The following is a 21633-nucleotide window of genomic DNA, read 5'->3' on the forward strand; positions in this document are numbered from 1 at the left end:
GATCTGAAGGGATCCCCCGGAGTGGGATCTCTCGACGCGGGTAGACGAACGGCGAGAAGAGGTCCATGACCTCCCCTGCGGCGCCCTGGCTGGAGCACATGAACGAACAGGCCACCTCACGGCCGGACGACCCCGTCCAGGGGTCCCCGTCCACGGAGGTACTGCTCGCTGCCGAGGTGTTCGACGGCGAGCCCGGATGCATCGCGCAGGCCCGCGCGCTCGCCGACCGCTTCCTCGCCCGCCTCGTGTCCGAGTGGCTCGCGGTGCTCGGCGAGCACACCCGCAGCGATCTGATGCTGGCGGTGAGCGAGCTGGTCACCAACGCGGACCGCTACAGCCACGGCCCGTACCTGCTGGAGCTCGAGGGCGACGCACGGCGCATCAGCGTCACGGTGTACGACAGCAGCACGGCACTCCCCGTGCTCTACTCCCCCGACCCGGCGCGCCTCGGCGGTCACGGCATGGAGATCGTCGTCGCTCTCTGCGACCGGCTCACGGCGGAGCGGGTACCGGTCGGCAAGCGCATCCGCGCCGAGTTCACGCTGAGTACCTGAGCCTCGCCCCTCCGCCTCCCGTCCGGCGACGTCCTGGCCGCAGGCCCTTTCGGACACCTTTCGCGGTCGGCCGGTGGCACGGTGTGACCTCCCCGGCGAACTTCTGAGCCCTGGGGCCAGGAGGACTACCGTCGAGAGGAGGACCCTGGAGTGATGGACGTACTACTGGAGCAGTACGCCGAATCGCCGCCTCAGGGACGACGACTCGGCGGCTCCGACGGGACATCGTGGTGTACATGAGTTCCCTCGCGTTTTCCGTGCTGCTCTCACTGGTCTCCGCCGTCGCCTACGCGGCGGGCGCGATCGTCCAGGAGCGGGTGGCCGCGGCCGGCGACAGCCGCCCGTACGCTCCTCTGCGCAACGGAGCCTGGTGGGTCGCTGTGGCTCTCAACGGCGTGGGAGCGGTGCTGCACGTGGTGGCGCTGGCGTACGGGCCTCTCAGCCTCGTACAGCCCCTGGGAGCTCTCACGATCGTCTTCGCCCTGCCGATGGCCGCTCTGTTCGTCCACCGCAGGGCGGGGCGCACGGCTTGGCGCGGCGCCTTGATGGCCACGGTCGGACTGGCCGGGCTGCTCGCTCTCACGGGGAGCGCGGGGTCCCACACACTGGCCGGGCAGGAACAGTTCGCGCTCGCGACCGGGACGTCCGGCGCGGTGGTGGTCCTGCTGATCCTCGCCAAGGGGGTCCACCGGCCGATGCTGCGCAGCGTGGTGCTGGCCACCGGTGCCGGTATCGCCTTCGGCATGGCGTCCGTGTTCACGAAGACCGTGGCCGTGGAGTGGACCTCGGGCTCGGTGACCTCGGGGCTGCCGACCCTTCTGGTGATCGCGGGGCTCGCCGCCGCGGGGCTGCTGCTGTCGCAGGCGGCGTACCGGGGTGCCGGGCTGACGGCTCCGCTCGCGACGGTCACCGTGGTCAACCCGGTCGTCGCGGCGGCCGTGGGCCTCACGATGTTCGGGGAGCAGTTCCGCTTCGGGGTGACGGGCACCCTGCTCGCCCTCGGCTGCGGCGCGCTGGCAGCGGCGGGGCTGGTGCTGCTGACCACGGAGCGCGTGGGGGCCGAGCGGAACGCGCCGGAGCGGACGGGGCCCGGGGAGCGTACGCCGGAGGAACACGTCGACACGACTCAGGCCGGGAGTGCCGACGTACCGCGGACGACGGTGACACTGCCCGAGCCGGCGAAACCCGTGGTGCCTCAGGGTGCGGCGGTGCTGCCGGACCCGTTTCCGGCGCCCACGGCGCTCTCCCTCCCGCTGACCCTGCCCTTGGACCACGGCGGCGGGAGGGTGGAGTTCGACGGCAGGCGGTCCGCTGCCGGCCCGGCCCGCCGGGGTGACTTAGAGGGCCGGGCGGGGAACGTTCAGACGCTCACGCCGCCTGCCCTGAGGTAGGCCAGGGGGTCGATGTCCGATCCGTAGCCGGGGCCGGTCCGGATCTCGAAGTGCAGGTGCGGGCCGGTGCTGTTGCCGGTGGATCCGGAGCGTGCGATCCGCTGGCCGCTGCCGACCTGCTGTCCCTCGCGCACGTGCAGCGAGGAGAGGTGCGCGTACTGGCTGTACCTGCCGTCGCTGTGGCGTACGACGATCTCGTAGCCGTACGCGCCCGCCCAGCCTGCCGAGACCACCTTGCCGGACGCCACGGCCTTCACCGAGGTGCCGGTGGGCACCGGGAAGTCGACGCCCGTGTGGTAGCCGCTGGACCAGGAACCGGCCTGGTGGTACGGGGTCCCGGTGCCGGCCGACACGGGGGCGGTGAGGCCGGACCGCGGCTTGGACGCCTTCTTCTCGGCAGCGGGCCTGGCCTTCTCCGTCGCTTTCGGAGTGGGCTTCGGGGTGGCCTTCGGTGTGGCGGGCCGGGCCTTCTCGGCGGCCTTCGGAGCCGTCTTCCTCGCGGCTTCGGGTGCGGCGGTCCCGGACCCGGTCTTCCGGTCCGTGGCCGTCGAAGGCGCTCCGGCGCCGTCGAGGCTCAGCCGCTGTCCCGGGATGATGAGATCTGGGTCGCTGCCCACCACGGTTCGGTTGGCCGCGTACAGCTGTTGCCAGCCGCCCTGCACCCGCTCCGCGGACGCGATCCCGGAGAGCGAGTCGCCGCGCGCGACGGTGTACGACTCGCGTGCGCCGGGCACGGCGGTGGGCGACGCCTTCACCGTCGCGCTGTCACGGGCGGTCCTCGCCGAAGGCCCGGACTTCGAGGCCTTGTCCTTCCCGCCGTCGACGGCGACCTGGCGCTTCGACTGCGGGGCCATGTCGGGGGCGTCGCCGCCCTGCTTCAGACCGGCCCGTACGGAGCACGTCGGCCAGGCTCCAGGGCCCTGCCCGTCGAGCACCTTCTCGGCCACGGCTATCTGCTGGTCCTTGGTCGCCAGATCCGCCCGGGCGGCGTAGGCCGTGCCACCGTAGGCGGCCCAGGTGGACCGGGTGAACTGCAGGCCTCCGTAGTAGCCGTTGCCCGTGTTGATGTGCCAGTTCCCGGTCGATTCGCAGGCGGCGACCTTCTCCCACACATCGGTCGTGGCAGCCCCCGCCGAGGCGGCCGTGAGAAGCGGGAGCGCAATGCCCGCGCCTCCCGCCGTCACCGTGAGCGAGGCACGGTTGATGCGGCTGGGCTGGTATCTGCGGTGCCGTCCGGTCGCGGCCATCTTCAGGCTCCCCCACTGGCTGTAGGACACGTCACAAGCCGTCAACTTATGGGCACACAGCGGGTGATGACAAGTAACAGTCTGCGCCCGCCGACCGTGCGCCCCGGCGCACGACCCCTGCGGACAGGCAAGGGAAGCGGCTGGGGAGCGAACGGGAGAGCGCTCTATCCCACCGCCCCTCCGATGCTATAAATGCGCTCATGACGGATGCTCTGCGACCGGCGGGCACGGCCCCCACACTGGAGGACGTGGCACGGACGGCCGGCGTCTCGCGCGCCACGGTCTCCCGCGTCATCAACGGGGTGCGCAACGTGGACCCCGCGATCCAGGAGGCCGTACGACGCGCGGTCTCCGTCACCGGCTACGCGCCCAACCGCGCGGCCCGCTCCCTGGTCACCCGGCGCACGGACGCCGTCGCGCTGGTGGTGTCGGGCGCGGGCGTCGAGCCGGACGACGGAGGGGCCGCCGGGGAGGGGGCCTTCACCGCGCAGGTCTTCGCGGACCCGTTCTTCGGCCGGGTCGTGACAGGGGTCGTCAACTCCCTGCGGCCGCGCGGGATGCACCCGGTGCTGATGTTCGCCGAGACGTCGCGGGCACGTGAGGAGGTGGTGGAGTACCTGCGGCAGGGCAGCGCCGACGGGGCGCTGATCGTGTCGACGCACGCGGAGGACCCACTGCCGGGAATGATCACGGAGGCGGGTCTGGCCGCCGTGCTCTACGCGCGCCCGGCCCGGCCGGTCGGGATCAGTTACGTCGACCTCGCGCACCGGGACGGTGCCCGGCTGGCCGCGGAGCACCTGCTGGCGCGCGGCTGCCGGCGGATCGCCACCATCAGCGGACCACTGGACGTGCCCGCGGGGCGCGAGAGGCTGGCGGGCTTCCAGGACGCTCTGACCCGGCAGGGATCATCCGTCCCGCCCGTCGCCGAGGGGCGGTTCACACAGGAGAGCGGGGAGGCCGCCATGGAGCGACTCCTCGCTGAACACCCCGACCTGGACGGGGTGTTCGCCGCGAACGATCTGATGGCGACCGGAGCCTGTCATGTGCTGCGGGAGCACGGCAGACGGGTACCGGAGGACGTGGCCGTGATCGGCTTCGACGACAGCAGCGCCGCATCGGCGTGCCGGCCGCCGCTCACCACGGTGCGGCAGCCGGTGGAGGACATGGCGGCGGAGATGGCCGGGCTCCTCCTGGACCGGCTGGCCGCGCCGGACCGGCCGATGACGTCCGTGATCTTCGAACCGGTGCTGGTGGTCAGGGATTCCGCGTGAAACAGGAGCCCGGGAGCCCTGCCCAGCTCCTACCGGGGTCGCATCGGCTCCGGGGCACCCGGGAGACCGACGCACGGGTTGGTTCACCCTGCCGTCCGCCATGACGTGACGGGCCGTCACGGGGCCCGTCGCCCGCATCGTCACGGCGGACGGGCCTTCCCACACGCGTACGACAGTTGGGGCGACCGGTGCACGGAACCCGCCGCCCCGTCAGCCCGCCCCGTCAGCCCGCCCCGTCAGCCCGTCACGGAGCGACCCCGGCCCGCCGGTGCGGCGGCACGGTCCGACGCCGCTCCGGCCCCCGGCAGCACCGGCGGCGCGGGCCGTGTGCCGCCGCGCGCCAGGAAGTCGGACAGCGGCAGGGTCGCGGCGCCCACCGTGACCGCGTCAGGGCCCAGATGCCCCAGACCGATCGTGGTCCGGGCGACCGCGTGTTCGAGGGCGTACTCCTCGGCGTACCGGCGGATCTGCGGGAGCAGGTGCGGGCCGATGAGCAGACCGGCCCAGCCACCGAGCAGGATGCGTTCGGGCAGGAAGAGGTTGACCAGATCGGCCAGGGCCGCCCCCAGGCACTCCGCCGTCTCGTCCAGGATCGCGACGGCCACCGGGTCCGGGGCGGTTGCGCCGGGCCCCGGGTAGGCCGCACTGAGCAGCGCGGCGAGGGCGGTCTCGTCGTCGGCGTCCGGGGGCAGCGGGCCGCCGGCCTCGTGCCAGCGTTCCCGCATCGCCTCGGCGCCTGCGTACGCCTCCAGGCATCCTATGGAACCGCAGCGGCACCGGCGGCCCCGTAGCTGGACCGTGGTGTGGCCCCACTCGAGGGCCGCGTTCGAGAGGTCCTCGTCGAGGATGTCCCCCCGGCTCACGCTCGCCCCCACCCCGGAGCCGATCAGGGCGACGGCGGCCGCTCCGGCACCGCGGCCGCCGCCGAACCACATCTCGGCCTGCCCCAGCGTCTTCGCGCCGTTGTCGATGAAGAACGGCACCTCCGGCGGGACCTGCACGGCCTCCCGGAGCAGCCGCTCGAAGGGAACGGCGCTCCATCCGATGGTCTGACCGTGGACGACGGCACCCGGGCCGCCCGCGGCCTCCGGAGCGTCGCGTTCGATGATGCCGGGCACACCGATGCCGATGCCGAGCAGCATGCGGGGGTCGGCGCCGGCGTCGCGCAGTACGTCGGAGACGCCCGAGCGGACGTGGCCGACGATGCGCTCGACGTCGTATCCGTGCTGGGCCAGCAGCCGGTCGGTGCGCGCGAGCTCCGTCAAGGAGAGGTCGAACAGCTCGACCCGTACCCGGGTCTCGCCGATGTCGATGCCCACGAACAGCCCGCCGCCCGGGGCGATCCGCAGCAGGGTACGCGGGCGTCCTCCGTCGGAGTCGACGACGCCCGCCTCCTCCAGGAGCCCCTCCGTGGCCAGCTCGGCGACCACGTTGCTGATGGATCCCGAACTCAGCCCGGTCGCCGGCCCCAGTTCCTGACGGCTCAGCGGGCCGTCGAAATACAACCGTTGCAATACCCGCGCCCGATTGCCCCTTCGCAGGTCACGCACGGTCCGTCTGCTGCGCTCAGCCATGTTGCTCCCTTCGTCCCGGCAACATACCCCGGCCCCGGACCTTGACGCGCACTTTCTTCATCACTTAAATCACATCTTAAATTAAGAGCGGAAGGGGCGTTCGGATCCCGAACCGCGCCCTCCCCGGAAAGGGGCCACCTTTCATGCGTCACCTCAGAGCCGCAGCAGCGATCACCCTCGCCCTGTCCGTCGCCGCCGGTGTCACCGGCTGCGGCGGCGGTACGTCGTCGGACGGCGGGAGCAACGAGTCCCCCAGGACCCTGACCTACTGGGCGTCGAACCAGGGCCCGAGCATCGAGGCCGACAAGAAGATCCTCACTCCCGAGCTGAAGAAGTTCGAGAAGGAGACCGGGATCAAGGTGAAGCTGGAGGTCGTGCCCTGGGCCGACCTGCTGAACCGGATCCTCGCCGCCACCACGTCGGGCCAGGGCCCGGACGTGCTCAACATCGGGAACACCTGGTCGGCCTCGCTCCAGGCCACGGGCGCGCTGCTCCCCTGGGACGACGAGAACTTCGAGGCGATCGGCGGCCGGGACCGCTTCATCGACTCGGCTGTGGCCTCCGCGGGCAAGGAGGGCGAGCCGCCCGCCGCGGTGCCCCTCTACTCACTCTCGTACGCCCTCTACTACAACAAGAAGATGTTCGCCGACGCGGGCATCACCGCGCCGCCCGCCACCTGGGACCAGCTCGTCGAGGACGGCAGGAAGCTGTCCAAGGACGGCAAGTGGGCCCTGGGCGCGGAGGGTTCGAACCTCTCCAACAACATCCACCAGACGTTCGTCCTGGGGCAGCAGCACGGCGCGGACTTCTTCGACGAGGAGGGCAAGGCGGACTTCACCTCGGACGGAGCCGTCGCCGCCGTGAAGCAGTACGTCGACTTCATGGCCAAGGACAAGATCGTCGCTCCGGGCAACGCCGAGTACGCCCAGAACCAGTCCCTGACGGACTTCGCCAAGGGCCGGACGGCGATGGTCCTGTGGCAGGCCGCCGCCACCACGTTCGCAGCCCAGGGCATGAAGCCGGAGGACTGGGGCGTCGCCCCCGTCCCCGTGCCCGCCGGCGCGCCTGGCGCGGGCAAGCAGACCAACTCCATGGTGGCCGGGATCAACATGGCGGTGTTCAGGAACACCAGGAACATCGACGGTGCGAAGAAGTTCGTGAAGTTCATGACGAGCGACGAGGAACAGAAGATCCTCTGCAAGACCTACGGCTCGATCCCGCCGGTCAAGGCCGCGCAGTCGGATCCCGCCTTCGCGGCGCCCGAGCTGAAGGTCCTGCGCGACACCCTCGCCACCAGTGCCGCTCCGCTCCCCCAGGTGCCGAACGAGTCGCAGTTCGAGACGGCGGTGGGCACCGCGGTCAAGGAGCTGTTCGCGGACGCCGCGGCCGGCACTCCCGTCACCACAGAATCCGTCAGGGCGCGCCTCGAAAAGGCCCAGCAGACGATGCAGGGTTGAGGCTCTGTCCATGACGACCACCGTGACCACGGACCCCGGGACCGACAGGTCCAGCAGGGGTACGAGCCGGGGCAGCGGGGGTGCGCGCCGCGGAATGCCGCGCATCCCCGACCGGATCCGCCGCGGCGGACTGCCCTATCTCCTGCTCCTCCCCGCCGTCCTGCTCGAACTCCTCATCCATCTGATCCCGATGATCGTCGGCATCGTGATGAGCTTCCGTCAGCTCACCCAGTTCTTCATCAGCAACTGGGGGGCAGCCCCCTGGACGGGCCTGGAGAACTACGAGATCGCCGTCGACTTCGACGCGCCGATCGGTGAGGCCCTGCTCCACTCCTTCTTCGTCACCTGCGTCTTCACGTTCTTCGCCGTCGGCCTGGCATGGCTGTTCGGCGTCACCGCGGCGATCATGCTGCAGGAGAGCTTCCGCGGCCGGGGCTTCCTGCGCGCGCTCTTCCTCGTCCCGTACGCCCTGCCGGTCTACGCGGCCGTCATCACCTGGGCCTTCATGTTCCAGCGGGACAACGGGCTGGTGAACCACGTCCTGCACGACCAGTTGGGCATCACCGACCAGCCGTCCTTCTGGCTGATCGGCGACAACAGCATCTACGCGCTCATCGTCGTCTCGGTCTGGAAGGGCTGGCCGTTCGCCTTCCTCATGCTGATGGCCGCGTTGCAGAACATCCCCCGCGAGCTGTACGAGGCCGCCGCCATCGACGGCGCGGGCGTCCGGCAGCAGATTCGCAGGATCACGATGCCCTCTCTGCGGCCCGTCAACCAGGTCCTCGTGCTCGTCCTGTTCCTCTGGACGTTCAACGACTTCAACACGCCGTACGTGCTGTTCGGCAAGGCGGCTCCCGCGGACGCGGACCTCATCTCGATCCACATCTACCAGTCGTCCTTCGTCACCTGGAACTTCGGCACCGGTTCGGCGATGTCCGTCCTGCTGCTGCTGTTCCTCCTGGTCGTGACGGCCGTCTACCTGTTCCTCACGTCCCGAGGAAGGAAGGGCTCCCATGCCTAGCCGCGACGGTGCCCGAGCCGCCCGGTCCCCGATGGCCGCACCGCGGTCCTTCCTGTGGACCCGGCGCGTGGTCCTGACCCTCCTCGCGGGCTTCGTCCTGCTGCCGGTCTACGTGATGATCAGCAGTTCCCTGAAGCCGCTCCAGGACGTGTCGGGGAAGTTCAGGTGGATCCCGGACGGCCTCACGGTCCAGCCGTACATCGACATCTGGGACACCGTTCCGCTCGCCCGGTACTTCGTGAACTCGCTGATCGTGGCGGGCGCCGCGACGGTGTGCTCGGTGGTGATCGCGGTGTTCGCGGCCTACGCCGTGAGCCGCTACGGCTTCCGGGGCAAGCGCGTCTTCACCGTCACGGTCCTCTCCACCCAGATGTTCCCCGGGATCCTCTTCCTCCTCCCGCTGTTCCTGATCTTCGTCAACATCGGCAACACCACCGGCCTGGCCCTCTACGGCTCCCGGGGCGGGCTGATCCTCACGTACCTGACGTTCTCGCTGCCCTTCTCCATCTGGATGCTGATCGGCTATTTCGACTCCATCCCGAGGGACCTGGACGAGGCCGCCATGGTGGACGGCTGCGGCCCGATGCGCGCGCTGTTCCGGGTGGTCGTGCCGGCCGCCGTGCCGGGGATCGTGGCCGTGTCCGTGTACGCCTTCATGACGGCCTGGGGCGAAGTGCTGTTCGCCTCCGTGATGACCAACGACGTCACGCGCACCCTCGCCGTGGGCCTGCAGGGTTACGCCACCCAGAACGACGTGTACTGGAACCAGGTCATGGCCGCCTCGCTCGTCGTCAGCGTGCCCGTCGTGGCGGGCTTCCTGCTCCTGCAGCGCTATCTCGTCGCCGGGCTCACCGCGGGAGCCGTCAAGTGACCACTGCCGAAAGGAAGCCGGTGAACGATCTCAGCGCTCTCCCCCGGGACTTCACATGGGGGGTGGCAACCGCCGCGTACCAGATCGAGGGAGCCGTGGCGGAGGACGGCCGCGCCCCCTCCATCTGGGACACGTTCTCGCACACCCCCGGCGCCGTCGACAACGGTGACACCGGCGACGTGGCGTGCGACCACTACCACCGGGTCCCCGAGGACATCGGCCTGATCAAGGAGCTCGGCGCCGGAGCCTACCGCTTCTCGGTGGCCTGGCCGCGGGTCGTGCCCGGCGGCGACGGCCCGGTGAACAAGGCCGGACTCGACTTCTACGACCGGCTGGTCGACGGCCTCCTGGAGGCCGGGATCACCCCGTTCACCACGCTCTACCACTGGGATCTGCCGCAGGCGCTCCAGGACCGGGGCGGATGGACCGTACGGGAGACCGCCGAGCACTTCGCGGCGTACTCCGGCGTCGTCGTCGACCGCCTCGGCGACCGGGTGAAGGACTGGGCGACGCTCAACGAGCCCCTCTGCTCGGCCTGGATCGGCCATCTGGAAGGGAGGATGGCACCGGGGCTCACCGACCTGACGGCCGCCGTGCGTGCCTCGTTCCACCTCCACCTCGGCCACGGCCTGGCCGTCCGGGAGATCCGTGACCGGTGCCCGGACGCCCGGGTCGGCATCGTCAACAACCTCAGCCCGGTCCAGGCCGCGAGCGAGAGCCCGGCGGACCTGGCCGCCGCCGTCCGCGCCGACGGTCACATCAACCGCTGGTGGCTGGACCCCATCCACGGCCGGGGCTACCCGCAGGACATGCTCGACCTCTACGGAGTCGAACTGCCCGTGCGGGCGGGGGACATGGAGACCATCGCGGCACCGCTGGACTGGCTCGGGCTGAACTACTATTTCCGCCAGATCGTCACCGCCGACGACGACGGCCCGGTCCCCCTCGCCCGGCAGATCCCGGTGCCCGGGGCCCGGCACACCGCCATGGACTGGGAGGTCCACTCCGAGGGTCTGGAGCAGTTGCTGCTGCGCCTCACCGAGGAGTACGGGGCCCGGCGGATCCACGTCACGGAGAACGGCTCGGCCTACCGGGACACCGTCGGTCCCGACGGCTCGGTGCACGACCCGGAGCGCACGCGGTATCTGGAGGAACACCTCGCGGCCTGTGCCCGCGCCGTGGCGGGCGGAGCGCCGCTGGCCGGCTACTTCGCCTGGTCGCTCCTGGACAACTTCGAGTGGGCGTACGGATACGACAAGCGGTTCGGCCTGGTGCACGTCGACTACGAGACGCAACGCCGCACCGTCAAGAGCAGCGGACGGCGCTACGCGGAGCTGATCCGCGCGGTCTCGGGCGACAGGTCACGCGCGGCGGACTGAGCCCCCTCCCCGGGCGACGGCCCGGCACGCCCCCGGCACGGCGGCCCCCACCGCCGGTGTCCGGGGGCGTCTGCCGTTCGGCGCACCGCCGGAGGACGATCAAGCGGCGTAGGCCCGGCGCTTATGCTCACCGTATGGAGCAGAGCGAAGTCCTCAAGCGAGTGATCGGCATCCTCACGGAGGCCGGCGAGATGCAGCGCCACGCCGAGGGTGACAGCGAAGGCGTCGACCCGGACGTGGGCGGGAACATGGTGACGACCCTGCTCAACGAGACGATGCCGCACATCGCCATCCCCTCCGACGCCACCGTCGAGGAGATGGCGGCGCTGGTGGGACGCGAGGTCGGCGGCGCCGTCGAACAGCTGGTCGGAGCGTTCACGCTGGCCTTCATCGCGCTCGCCCAGATCCATGACTCCGGTCAGGAGGACGTGAGTTCATCCGACGTGCTGCAGGATCTGGCCCTGCGTGCCGAGGAGCTGAGTGCGGGTGACGAGGGGCCTGAGGAGCCTCCCCGGTAGTGGACGCCCCGCTCCTGACGGTGCGGGGAAAGGGCAATGACCGGTGCGGTGACGTGTCCGATGTGACCGTCACACGATTGGCTCGTTTGCCGGGGTGAAGGTTCTACGCCCACGGCTCGGAAGGCACCAGCACATGCCGCTCCATCCCCCGCCGCTTCGCCCCCTCGGTCCCGGCGCGCACCTCGGTGTGAAGGAGGCCGAGGCGGCACTCGTCGAGCACTATCCGCGCCTCGTGCGCCTGGCCTACCTCACACTGCCGCCGAGCCTCGGCCGGCACCGCAGGGTGCTCGCGGCACACACCTCGGTACAACGTGCCCTGCACGGCAGGGCCCGCCCCGCACCGGGCCCCGGCACGGAAGGCATCCCCGCTCCACGGTCCGGAGGCGGCACGGGTGACAGCACCCGCACACCCGCGTACGCCGCGGTCCGCCTGAGGGTGGTGCGCTCCGCACTGGCTTACGGACACAAGCCCCGCTGGTGGCCGGGGAGGGTGCCCGCACCGGCCGCGCTGCGCCCCTCGATGCCGGTCGTACGAGGGCTCAGGCTCTTCCCGCGCGCCGGTGGCATGGACGAATTCGCCCTGGACCGCGCCCTGGCCGACGTCTCGGCGCCGGTCCGGGCGGCATTGGGTCTGCGTCTGCTGGAGTCGCTGTCCGGCGAGGCCGCGCAGGCGTTGCTCGCCGGCGCCGGCGTGGCGGATCCGGGCGACGCCGTGCGGGCCGCGGCTCAGATGGCCGGGAGCGACCACGAGCGGGTCCGGCGCATGCTGGGATCGGGCGAGTTCGATCCCTGCACGGTTCAGACCCGCCCCGGCGACCTGTTGCGCCGTCGGCACCGGGTACGGGCGGGGGCTGCCGCGCTGGCGCTGCTCTTCGTGGCGGGCGGTCTGGCCCTCACGACCGGCCCGGACTCCGAGGACGTCCCGTCACGAGCCGCCGTCCGGAGTGTGACGGTACCGGGCGGGGCACTCGACCCCGCGGCCCTGGTGCGGACGTCTCCGGAGCAGTGGGCGGACACCTCACGCGTGGACTTCAGTGCCTGGCCGTCACGCGGGGGCCGGCTCGACGACCTTGAGCTCCTGGGGCGGGCGCTGGACAGCTGGGCCGCACCCCGACCGGACGTCACCGTCACCCACACCCCCGGAACTGCGGTCGTGGCCCCTGCCCAGCCGCCTCAGCTGCTGTTCGCGGGCGACCTGGGCGGGCAGGCCGTGGTGCTGTTCCACGACGGCGGGGTGCGCGTCGTCCGGTACACCGAACCGCTGTCCGGGGAGGGCGCCCCCGCCCTGGACCTCGCACGGGCCGACGACGCGGACGTCACCACCGCGGCGGCGCTCACCGTAAGCCGCACCGCCACATCGGCGAGATATCTCCTGGCGCCCTGGGTGGCGGAGTCGGCTACGAGGGACCTCCTCGCGCCCGATACCCCCGCATGGCCGCTCGACGTGGACGGCGACGGTGTCACCGCGGCGGTGCCCCGCCCGGCGGAGGGCGGCACATGCGGGTCGTGGCCCGCGATGCAGCTGCGGTCGTCGGAGAAGATCGTGGAGAAGCACGCATTCCTCGTCACGGACCTGGGCGACCTCGCCCCGGTGCACCTCACCCACACACCGGCACCCGGCTCCGGCGCTCCGGCCCGCCAGCCACGCGAGGCGACGGGTTCCGACGCCCTGGTCGGCTGGGCCCGCACGGCCTGTTCGCTGCGGGACCTGCGGCGCTCGGGGGTCCGGGCGGTCAACAACTGGCACTTCGCGGTGCAGCCGCTGCCCGGCACCCGCGCCACGGCGGACTGGGTGTGCACCCGGGCGGACACCTGGCGCGGCCCGGGCCGGGTCCTCGTGCAGTTCGTCCCGCCCGCCGCTTCCCCCTCCGCACGGGCCGAGGTGGTGTCCGACCGCCGGAACAGCGCCCTGTGCAGCCGGTTCGGCCAGCACGTCGTCGCCGGCACCCACTGGAGGTCGCCCACCGGAGCCTGGTACGTGCTCGCCGCGGGGAGCCGCGCCGTGAACCGCGTCGCGGTGGAGGGTTCCGTCCGCGGGGCGGCTGCCGGCACGACGCTGGCCGTCCGCGCACCGCAGGACGCCGTGTTCCGGGTGACCGCGGCGCTCCGCGACGGCGGGACGGCACCCTCGGCACGCTGAGGGGCCTCCCGCCGTCAGGTGTCGGCCGGGCGGCGGGATAACGGCACACGGAGGAGTCCGCGGTGGGGCCACGGAGGTCCGTGGCCCCACCGCGGACCGTCCTGCCGCACCGACGGCGGGGAGTGGAACGGTGCGGCGGGTTCGGCGGAGGTCAGCGCCGGTAGACACCGAACTCGTAGAGCGAGTAGCCCCAGGGGGTGCCGCGCACGGAGGTGTTCACCCGTACGTAGCGCGCCTCGCCGGTCACGTCGATGTCGTCGATGCCGCCGTTGCCCTCGGTGACCGTGTGGACGGTCTTCCAGTCCTGGCCGTCGTCCGAGGTCTGCACGGTGTATCCCCTGGCGTACGCGGTCTCCCAGGCGAGCTGCACATGGTCGAACGCGGTCCTCGCCCCCAGGTCCACCTGGATCCACTGCTGGTCGGACCAGTCGCTTGCCCAGCGGGTGTCGAAGGAGCCGTCGACCGCCTTGCCCGCGGGGCACGGGCAGCCGGTGCCGTCCGGCTGGGAGGTGGACGCGGAGGCGGACTTGCCCGCCGCCAGGTTCGTTCCTCCGACCTGCGGGGGCACGACCTTGAAGGACTTGGTCTCGATGCCGACGTTGCCCCTGCCGTCCGAGCTCTTCAGATAGGCCTTCCACACACCGAGCCGGTCGGGAGCGGTGACCTCGAAGGTGCCGTCGCCCTTGTCCGTGAAGGGCACGTCACCGAGCTGCCCGCTGTCGTCCACGTACTTGCTGCCGAACAGCATCTGGTGCGTGATCGGATCGCCGTCGGGGTCCGACACCGACGCCTTCACGGTGAAGGGCTTGCCCGCCTGGACGGCCGAGGCGTTGTCCACCGTCATGCCGGTGATCACGGGCGGGGTGTTGTCCCCCGGGGTTCCGGCTCCGTACGCCTTCTTCACGGCGTAGTACGAGAGCCGCTTCTGGCCCGCCGGGAGCAGGTTGAACCAGACACCGCCGAAGTCGTACTCCGTGCCGTAGTGGAACAGGGTGGCGCCGAGTGCGACCCCCGTGTGGCCCGTGACGCACTGCCAGGCGCGGCTGTAGCCGCCGGCCTTCGCGACATCGGTCGGCTCGTCCGGCACACCGTTGGCGTCGTCGGGTACCTCCCACTCACCTGCCGGACCGCCCTCGGTCACGATGTAGGGCTTGTCGAACCCCCCGTCCTCCCAGGTCTTCCGGATGTCGCAGACGGCGCCGTAGGAGTTCACGGCGTACAGATCGAGGTCCGGCGCGTTCCTCTTGTAGTAGGGCCAGGCTCCGGTCCAGGCGTCGGTCGAGGTCACCGGGTGGTTCGGGTCCACGGCATGGATCTTCTTGGTGATGTCGTTGACGAAGGTCGTGTACGCGTCGCGCTGCTGCTCCAGGGCGTCACCGCTGTAGCAGTTCTGCAGACCGAGCACGGACTCGTTGCCCACGTTCCACATGAGGACGCCGGGGTGGTCCTTGTAGGTCTCGACCCACTTGGGGAACTCGGCGAGCATGTCGTTCTTGTACCCGGTGTCCGTCAGGTAGTTCACACATCCGCCGCTGCCGGGTCCGCCTCCCGGCTGGAGCCAGAAGCCGGCGATGACCTTGATGCCCTGGCCCGCGGCACTGTCCAGCAGGGGTTTCGTGGTGGCGTCGGTGCCCCAGGTCCGGATGGTGTTGACGCCCATCGACCTGACGTCGGGCATGTACTTCCCGGCGTCGGCGACGGCCGGCCCCAGGTCAGGCCCTTCACCGTGTACGGCGCACCGTCGACGGTCAGCTTCCATGCGCCCTGTGCTCCTTCGACCTTCACCACGCTTCCGGCCGCATGCGCGGCGGGCACGGGCAGGGTGGCCGCTCCGGCCGCGACGAGCGCGGCGACCGCGAGACGCGCCGTCGTGCGTCTGCGACCGCGGGCCGATGGGGTGGGACGTGGCAGTTTCATGAGGTGACAGCTCCTCGTGGGGGGAACGAATGGGAGAGCGCTCTCCCTCATGGGTGCGGTTCATCCATGAGGGAGAGCCGGGACAGTCAGGGCAGTTCGTAGTTCTCGTCCAGAGCGGCACCCTCGCCGGGGTTGTTCTGGTCGTAGCCCCGGGCGTCGCACTGGAGGCCGCCCACGATGCAGTGGCCGACCATCGTGTCCAGCGTGGCGTCGTCCCAGGCGTTGAAGAAGTCGTAGTGGAAGGAGTGGCCCGTGCCGCTGGCCAGCCTCACCTGCGACATGTCTCCGTTGACCGGCCAGGCCATCTTGAACTCGATCATCGGCAGGGCGACGGGATGACTGGCCGGGCAGACGTCCTGGTTGGCCCCCATCACGATCGGATAGGTCATGTGGGCCTTGTGGTCCGGGGTGTCCAGATGCTTGCCGTCCCAGCAACTGGGCGCTTGCATACGGAGGTTGAGCTGGGTGTCCTGGCTGGTCGGACACGTCGCCGGGAACTCGTAGTTGTGGTAGCTCTCACCGCACTCGTACCCCTCGACCATGCCGGGGTGGTCGCGGAACTCCGCGGCGGTCTGCGTCGGGCTGCCGACGACGAAGCGCAGCCCCTTCGGGAACGGCCGCACGGTCCGGTAGTCGGTGACACCGGCCTTGTAGTAGATGGTCTGCGGACCGACCGGGCGCACCTCCTGGTCCCCCTTGTACAGGGTCGGCATCCAGTACGCGGACAGGTCGCCGGGCGCCTTGCAGGCGGTACCGCCCACCCCGAGCGATGCGGTCGTGCTGTTCTCGTCCGTGGTGTCGTTGCCCATGAACGTGTGGTTGTGGGACTTGCCGGTCTGACCGGGGTAGACGATCGGGTCGACCGATCCGGTGTGGGTGACGGAGCAGTTCGCCTGGAACTCGTGGAAGTACCGGTGGGGCGGGATCTCGGTGGACGGCTGCACCCCGGTGACCGGCGGGATCGCCGGGATGTAACCGTCGCCGTCCGGGTCGTCCCCCGAGGGGACCGGGTCGGCGGCCGCCATGGCGTGCCCCTGCATGTGCTGCGTCCCCTGCATGACGCCCGAGGCCGGGGCGGGTGCCCCGGCCTCGGGCGCCGCCTCGGCCGGGGCACCGGCCCTGGCGATCGCTGTGAGCCCTGCGATCACCAGGGCCAGTGCCGCGATGACGACCAGGGCGGACACCAGGGTGGATCTGCTGATTCTTTCGGCCATGCGGACCTCCATGCCGCTCTGCGTCCGCGCACATCGGGTGCGCGGTGGGGGGAGAGTGGAGCTGGACGGTGCGTCGTACGGAACGCTTGGGAGAGCGCTCTCCCAAGCGCTGCCAGTGTTGCGCCGCCGCTGAGAACATGTCAAGAGTTGGTGAACGGAGCGCGATGCACGGGGAGTTGCCTTCGAGCACCTGGGTGCTCGCGATCGGCCCACGCCATGTGCGGGCCCCGGGCGCGGACGTGGCGTGGGGCGGTCACGACGTGCCTGAGCCGCAGGCGCGGACATGGTTCTGCCCGTCGTGCTCCTGAGATGTCTTCACGCCCGAGGACCGCGACACCCCGTCAGGTCACCGGGTGGGTCCCGCCATCGGCCTTCTCCCGGAGCACGGCCACCAGCCGGTCACGGACTTCGGCCCCGCTCCGCCGTCGACCGCGAACACCACCCCCGTGACGGACGAGGTACCCGGGGCGGGGCGCTCGGTGATCGCCCAGGGCACCTCATCCGGGCCGCCGATCCGGCCCGACGGGTGTGCGCCAATTGCCATGTCCGGACCACCGGCGTGCGTTCCGGCGTCAGACCCTGATGCCCGCCGATGGGAGCGCGATCATGTCGGGGGCGACGGCCACCACACGGATTCCACGGGGTGCCGGCTCGACCGCCCAGCTGCGGGTGAGCAGTTCCGAAGCGGCTTCGCCCGCCGCGTAGACCGAGTTGCCGGGCCGGGCACACTGCCCCACCGACGTGCCGACGCACTGACGCACTGACGCCGACGATGTCCCGCCGGCTCTCTCCAGCGGGAGCAGAGCCGGCCGCGTCAGCAGGGCGGGGGCGGGGAAGTTGGTGGCGAACTGGGAGGTGATGCCTTCCGGCGTCAGCGTGCAGAGCTGAGACGTGAGCCTTCCGGCGTCAGCGTGCAGAGCAACCGCCACGCACGATGCCCGCGTTGTCGACCAGTACGTCCGGTCGGCCGTGTGCGTCCAGCATGACCCGGCCGATCGCGACGACAAGGGTGCTCCCCCGGGCGAACGCGCGGGCCGTGGCACGGCCGGTCCCGGTGCTGACTCCGGTGACGACGGCGATCCCGCTGCCCGGTGGTGCGGTGATGTCCATACCGGTCATCGACCGACCCTGCCGCCTGCGACGAGGTCGACATGGACGTCGGCCGGGGGTCTGCTGCGACAGGGGGCCACCCTGCTGCCGCAGCAGACCGATCAGCTGCCCGCCGGACCGAGGCGTCCGGCGGAGTTCACCCGTCAGGCCGTGTGGAGGGTCAGCCCGTAGCGGTTGAGGATCTCGTTGATGGGCTGGTACCAGGTCTCACCGCCGCTGCTGCAGTTGCCCCAGCCTCCCGAGGTGACGCCCTGCGCCTGGTCGCCGCTGATGAACGAGCCGCCGGAGTCGCCCCCTTCGGCGCAGACGCTGGTCTTGGTCATCTGGTGGACGGCACCCTGGCTGTAGTTGACGGTCTCGTTCTTGGCGAGGACGTTTCCGCAGTGCCAGTGGGTGGTGGAGCCGGAGCGGCAGATCGAGGCGCCGATCGGGGCTTCGTTGGAGCCGCGGACCAACTGGTCGGAGACGGTGCCCCAGCCGAGGACCACGGGGACGGTCCACCAGCCGCTGCCCACGTTCACCCAGGCGTAGTCGTTGTCGGGGAAGGACGAGCCCTGGAAGTTGCCGATGGCCGAGCCGTCCCAGCCTCTGACCGCTCCGCCTGCCTGGCCGCAGTGGCCCGCCGTGACGAAGCCTCCGTGGACGGAGAAGCCTATGGAACAGCGGACGTTCCCGGTGTAGTACGGGTCGCCGCCGACCGTTCCCGCGGCGAACGTCTGAGGCGCCTTGGCGGTCTGCTCGATCGTGACGGGGCCGGCCTCGCGCGCCTTGGCGACGAAGGCGCGGACATCGTTGTCACCCCGCTCGGAGGCGACCACGGTCACGACGACGCTGTTCGCCCGGGGGTCGACGCGCCAGCTGCTGACGCCGCTGGGTGCGGAGAGCGCGTCCAGCCGGTTCTTCACGGCGTCGAGCTCCCGCGCCGTGTGGTCGACGACGCGGACCTGCGCGCCGGCCGCCCGGACGGCACCCGCCTTGGCATCGTCCGTGACGGCGACCGTCAGCTTGCCGCTGCCGGCGTCGAACCAGGAGCCGCCGAACGAGGCCCCGGCCGCGCTCCGCGCGGTTCCCTCCAGAGCCGTCGCCTTCTTCTCAGCGGTGAGCCGCGCCTCGGCCTGACTCTTCGTGAGTCCGAGGTCGCGCTGCATGGCCGTGATGATCCCGGCCGACGCCTGGGGTTCGGCGGAGGAACGGGAGTCGGCTGCCGTGGCCTGGGTGAGGCCGGCGGTCGCCCAGGTGCCGATGATGAGCAGGGCGGACAGACCGGTCCGCACCATCGTCGTATGTCTCAAGGGAGTGCCCCTTCTTGTTGTTCCAGCATCGTGGGGGTGGAACAGGAAGCATCCGAGAGCCGTCTGAGAGCGCTCTCAGAAGTGCCGCCACGGACTGTAGTCCAGTTCGTCAGGCAGGTCCATGCCAATGACAGCCCACGCCCCGCCGCTCACGGCCCCGCGCCCCGGCGCCGACCGCCCGCGGCCTCGTCCTGGCAGCCCGCGGGCGCGCGCCCGGAGAAGCACCGAGGCTTCGGCCGCCGCTCGGGGTCAGGGGGTGAGCAGCGGGAGCCCTGCGGTCCTCCACGGCCCCCGGAAGTCGTCCCACCTGCTGTCGCTGCTCTCCGGGAAGGTCCCTGGGAGGCTCTCCGGGAGGGTGTCCCAGATCCGTACGGCGGCGTCGGTGCCGGATCCGATACGTTGCCAGCCGGGATCGCCGGTGGCGGCGAAGGCCGCCCAGGCCTGCGCCATCCGCCCGGCGAGTTCACGGTCGGCGGCGCCCGGAGATCCCCCGACGAGGAAGTGGACGTCCTCGTCCTCCAAGGTGCCGAACGCGAAGGGGACGTCGGCGCAGTGCCAGGCCCTGACCGGCTTCCCCTGTCCGTCGCGCCGGCGGACGAAGCGGGCGAGGTGGGCCCGTCCTCCCGCCCGCGCGTGGGACTCGGCCAGTCTGCTGCTGTACTCCCCGAACATCAGGTCCCCGTACACGGCCAGGTAGATCTCGCTCACCGGTGCCCCGGGCATCAGGGCGCGGTAGCCGTCCAGCAGGGAGGGCGGGAGCCGGTGGTCGGAGGCGAACGCGGCGAGCTGCCGCTCCGTGGTGATCTTCGCGCAACTGCCCACGGCGTCCAGCAGCCAGTACTCCTCCACGGTGTGGCAGACCATCAGGTCCACCTCGCGGGACGCTCCCGTCGCACACGCCGTCAGCGGGTCGGCGGCCAGTCCGGCCACCCCCGCCACCGGTCCGTAGATCGCCGGATCGTAGTGGCGGTGCCCCGACCCGGGGTCCCGCCTGTAGCCCTCCGCCACCCGGTCCGAAGCCTCGACGAGGGCATGCGGGGAGGCTGACGCCAGCCCTGCGTACGTGGCGGGGACACCCGCCGCCGTGGCCACCTCCGCCGTGGTGCGGGCGGCGGACTCCGGGGTTGCGCAGGCGTTCACGGCACTGTGCGCGACGGCGCGGAGGAACAGGCCGCGCGCCCCGTCCATCGCCATGAGGCAGGCGACCGAGGTCGCTCCGGAGGACTGTCCCGCGACCGTGATCCGGCCCGGATCGCCGCCGAACGAGGCTATGTTGTCGCGCACCCAGCGGAGCGCGGCGATCTGGTCGAGCAGCCCCCTGTTGTCCGGACACGCTTCCTCCCCGTCCACGGCCGGGACGTGGCCGAACCCCTCGAAGCCGAGACGGTAGTTGAGGGTGACGACCACGACTCCGTGACCGGCCAGGAACGTCCCGTCGAAGTCGGGCTGCGCGGAGGAACCGAAGACGTAGGCGCCGCCGTGGATCCAGACGAGCACGGGGAGAGCCCCGCCGTCGCCGGCCGGGGTCCAGACGTTGAGATTCAGAATGTCCTCGTCGCCCGGCGACCAGACCGGCGCGCCGGGAAGCTCGGCCGACTGGGGGGCGACGGCCCCGAACGACGCGCAGTCGCGGACCCCGTCCCAGGGCGCGGCGGGCCGCGGGGCCCGGAACCTGTCGGCGCCGAAGGGCGGGGCGGCGTAGGGGATTCCACGCAGGACGACAACTCCGGGATCACGGACGGCCCTTCGCCCGGCGACCGCTCCGGCCTTCGTTGTGAACACGCTCATCCCTGTCCTCCGTTCCGCCCCTGTCCGGGGTGCGGCTCCAGCCTCGCACCCGTCGGGCGGCCCCCGCCAACACCTGAACAGCGCAGACTGACGCGTCCCTGTTGTGAATCCGAAGTGCGTCAGTCGGGGGACGTGCGGCCTGTCGGCGTCGCACGGGACCTCCGTACACGGATTCTGGACGTGCCCGCCAGGATCAGTCGTACAGGAAGCTGGGTGACACCATGGCAGCCGATCCGTCCACGACGGCAGGCGTGCGCGTACCGGACACGAGGCTCGCGGTCGAGGCGACCGAGCTCGTACGCGACACGACCGACGAGCTCGTGTACCACCACTCCCGCCGGGTCTTCCTCTTCGGCGCCCTGCAGGGGCGCCGGCGGGACCTGTCCTTCGACCCCGAACTCCTGTACATCGGTGCCATGTTCCACGACCTCGGGCTCGGCGAGCGCTTCCGCTCCAGCGGGCGCCGCTTCGAGGTGGACAGTGCGGACGAGGCACGCGGCTTCCTGCAGGCCCGTGGGGTGCCGGAGGACAGCGTGCGGCGGGTGTGGACCGCCATCGCCCTGCACACCACCCCTGGCATCCCGGCCTTCATGGAGCCCGAGGTGGCGCTGGTGACGGCCGGTGTGGAGTACGACGTCCTCGGCATCGGCTACGGGGACGTCTCCGACGCGGACCGTGCGGCGGTCGTCGCACTGCATCCACGGCCGGACTTCAAGCGGCGGATCCTCGCCTCCTTCACCGAGGGAATCCGCCCGAAACCGGAGACGACGTTCGGCAACGTCAAGGCCGACGTGCTCCAGCACTACGTTCCGGGCTTCGAGCGGGGGGACTTCGTACGCACCGTTCTCGAATCGCCGTGGCCGGAGTGACGGGGCCCGGCCGGCTCGTA

The 21633-nt window shown here is 71.1% G+C and carries 15 protein-coding genes and 2 pseudogenes; 10 read left to right on the forward strand and 7 right to left on the reverse strand.

The window, feature by feature from the left end; all coding sequences use genetic code 11:
• Window positions 1-98: 98 nt before the first annotated feature.
• Complete coding sequence (locus tag P8A20_RS02320; protein WP_147961000.1) at window positions 99-554, forward strand: ATP-binding protein; 456 nt, start codon at window positions 99-101, stop codon at window positions 552-554.
• 236 nt (window positions 555-790) lie between these two features.
• Complete coding sequence (locus P8A20_RS02325) at window positions 791-1945, forward strand: DMT family transporter (protein ID WP_306102739.1); 1155 nt, start codon at window positions 791-793, stop codon at window positions 1943-1945.
• Here the strand turns inward: P8A20_RS02325 and P8A20_RS02330 are convergent.
• The gene (locus tag P8A20_RS02330) at window positions 1915-3192 is read right to left on the reverse strand and encodes a transglycosylase family protein (protein WP_306105103.1); all 1278 of its coding nucleotides are present in this window, start codon (window positions 3190-3192) and stop codon (window positions 1915-1917) included. The two genes, P8A20_RS02325 and P8A20_RS02330, sit on opposite strands and share 31 nt — an antisense overlap.
• A 200-nt stretch (window positions 3193-3392) precedes the next feature.
• On the opposite strand from P8A20_RS02330, the gene P8A20_RS02335 reads away from it, so the two are divergent.
• Entirely contained in the window at window positions 3393-4463 is a 1071-nt protein-coding gene (locus P8A20_RS02335; protein WP_306102740.1) for a LacI family DNA-binding transcriptional regulator, read from the forward strand.
• A gap of 236 nt (window positions 4464-4699) precedes the next feature.
• Here P8A20_RS02335 and P8A20_RS02340 read toward each other — a convergent pair whose 3' ends face one another.
• A complete protein-coding gene (locus P8A20_RS02340; protein WP_306102741.1) occupies window positions 4700-6037 on the reverse strand; it encodes an ROK family transcriptional regulator in 1338 nt (445 codons plus the stop codon).
• Between the two features lie 143 nt (window positions 6038-6180).
• Between P8A20_RS02340 and P8A20_RS02345 the strand changes: the two genes are divergently transcribed.
• The 6 genes from P8A20_RS02345 (at window position 6181) to P8A20_RS02370 (ending at window position 13423) form a co-directional block, all read left to right on the forward strand.
• Window positions 6181-7494 carry an ABC transporter substrate-binding protein gene (locus P8A20_RS02345; RefSeq protein ID WP_306102742.1) on the forward strand — a complete coding sequence of 438 codons (1314 nt, stop codon included), beginning with the start codon at window positions 6181-6183 and terminating at the stop codon, window positions 7492-7494.
• 10 nt (window positions 7495-7504) lie between these two features.
• Entirely contained in the window at window positions 7505-8515 is a 1011-nt protein-coding gene (locus tag P8A20_RS02350) for a carbohydrate ABC transporter permease (RefSeq protein WP_306102743.1), read from the forward strand.
• Window positions 8508-9386 (forward strand): carbohydrate ABC transporter permease, encoded by an 879-nt coding sequence (locus tag P8A20_RS02355; protein ID WP_187282227.1) that lies wholly within the window; start codon window positions 8508-8510, stop codon window positions 9384-9386. The genes P8A20_RS02350 and P8A20_RS02355 overlap by 8 nt, the downstream gene beginning before the upstream one ends.
• A gap of 20 nt (window positions 9387-9406) precedes the next feature.
• Entirely contained in the window at window positions 9407-10765 is a 1359-nt protein-coding gene (locus tag P8A20_RS02360; RefSeq protein WP_306102744.1) for a GH1 family beta-glucosidase, read from the forward strand.
• Window positions 10766-10899: 134 nt separating this feature from the next.
• A complete protein-coding gene (locus P8A20_RS02365; protein ID WP_306102745.1) occupies window positions 10900-11283 on the forward strand; it encodes a hypothetical protein in 384 nt (127 codons plus the stop codon).
• A 133-nt stretch (window positions 11284-11416) separates the two neighbouring features.
• On the forward strand, window positions 11417-13423 hold the full coding sequence (locus tag P8A20_RS02370) for a hypothetical protein (protein WP_306102746.1): 2007 nt from the start codon (window positions 11417-11419) through the stop codon (window positions 13421-13423).
• A 151-nt stretch (window positions 13424-13574) separates the two neighbouring features.
• On the opposite strand, the pseudogene P8A20_RS02375 reads toward P8A20_RS02370, so the two are convergent.
• The 5 genes and pseudogenes from P8A20_RS02375 to P8A20_RS02395 form a co-directional block, all read right to left on the reverse strand.
• Window positions 13575-15340: pseudogene (locus P8A20_RS02375) on the reverse strand (discoidin domain-containing protein).
• Between the two features lie 86 nt (window positions 15341-15426).
• A complete protein-coding gene (locus P8A20_RS02380) occupies window positions 15427-16554 on the reverse strand; it encodes a DUF1996 domain-containing protein (RefSeq protein WP_306102747.1) in 1128 nt (375 codons plus the stop codon).
• A 415-nt stretch (window positions 16555-16969) separates the two neighbouring features.
• Window positions 16970-17673 (reverse strand): annotated as a pseudogene (locus P8A20_RS02385) (SDR family NAD(P)-dependent oxidoreductase); the annotation flags it as partial.
• Between the two features lie 134 nt (window positions 17674-17807).
• The gene (locus P8A20_RS02390; RefSeq protein WP_306105104.1) at window positions 17808-18941 is read right to left on the reverse strand and encodes a S1 family peptidase; all 1134 of its coding nucleotides are present in this window, start codon (window positions 18939-18941) and stop codon (window positions 17808-17810) included.
• A 264-nt stretch (window positions 18942-19205) separates the two neighbouring features.
• Window positions 19206-20744 (reverse strand): carboxylesterase/lipase family protein, encoded by a 1539-nt coding sequence (locus P8A20_RS02395; RefSeq protein WP_306102748.1) that lies wholly within the window; start codon window positions 20742-20744, stop codon window positions 19206-19208.
• 221 nt (window positions 20745-20965) lie between these two features.
• On the opposite strand from P8A20_RS02395, the gene P8A20_RS02400 reads away from it, so the two are divergent.
• Complete coding sequence (locus P8A20_RS02400; protein WP_147960927.1) at window positions 20966-21613, forward strand: HD domain-containing protein; 648 nt, start codon at window positions 20966-20968, stop codon at window positions 21611-21613.
• Window positions 21614-21633 lie beyond the last annotated feature (20 nt).

It is taken from the genome of Streptomyces sp. Alt3 (assembly GCF_030719215.1).
Classification (GTDB): Bacteria; Actinomycetota; Actinomycetes; order Streptomycetales; family Streptomycetaceae; genus Streptomyces; species Streptomyces glycanivorans.

Coding starts and splice junctions, on each gene's coding strand:
- P8A20_RS02320 (WP_147961000.1), top strand. CDS start 99: ATGAACGAACAGGCCACCTCACGGCCGGACGACCCCGTCCAGGGGTCC.
- P8A20_RS02325 (WP_306102739.1), top strand. CDS start 791: ATGAGTTCCCTCGCGTTTTCCGTGCTGCTCTCACTGGTCTCCGCCGTC.
- P8A20_RS02330 (WP_306105103.1), bottom strand. CDS start 3,192: ATGGCCGCGACCGGACGGCACCGCAGATACCAGCCCAGCCGCATCAAC.
- P8A20_RS02335 (WP_306102740.1), top strand. CDS start 3,393: ATGACGGATGCTCTGCGACCGGCGGGCACGGCCCCCACACTGGAGGAC.
- P8A20_RS02340 (WP_306102741.1), bottom strand. CDS start 6,037: ATGGCTGAGCGCAGCAGACGGACCGTGCGTGACCTGCGAAGGGGCAAT.
- P8A20_RS02345 (WP_306102742.1), top strand. CDS start 6,181: ATGCGTCACCTCAGAGCCGCAGCAGCGATCACCCTCGCCCTGTCCGTC.
- P8A20_RS02350 (WP_306102743.1), top strand. CDS start 7,505: ATGACGACCACCGTGACCACGGACCCCGGGACCGACAGGTCCAGCAGG.
- P8A20_RS02355 (WP_187282227.1), top strand. CDS start 8,508: ATGCCTAGCCGCGACGGTGCCCGAGCCGCCCGGTCCCCGATGGCCGCA.
- P8A20_RS02365 (WP_306102745.1), top strand. CDS start 10,900: ATGGAGCAGAGCGAAGTCCTCAAGCGAGTGATCGGCATCCTCACGGAG.
- P8A20_RS02370 (WP_306102746.1), top strand. CDS start 11,417: ATGCCGCTCCATCCCCCGCCGCTTCGCCCCCTCGGTCCCGGCGCGCAC.
- P8A20_RS02380 (WP_306102747.1), bottom strand. CDS start 16,554: ATGGCCGAAAGAATCAGCAGATCCACCCTGGTGTCCGCCCTGGTCGTC.
- P8A20_RS02390 (WP_306105104.1), bottom strand. CDS start 18,941: ATGGTGCGGACCGGTCTGTCCGCCCTGCTCATCATCGGCACCTGGGCG.
- P8A20_RS02395 (WP_306102748.1), bottom strand. CDS start 20,744: ATGAGCGTGTTCACAACGAAGGCCGGAGCGGTCGCCGGGCGAAGGGCC.
- P8A20_RS02400 (WP_147960927.1), top strand. CDS start 20,966: ATGGCAGCCGATCCGTCCACGACGGCAGGCGTGCGCGTACCGGACACG.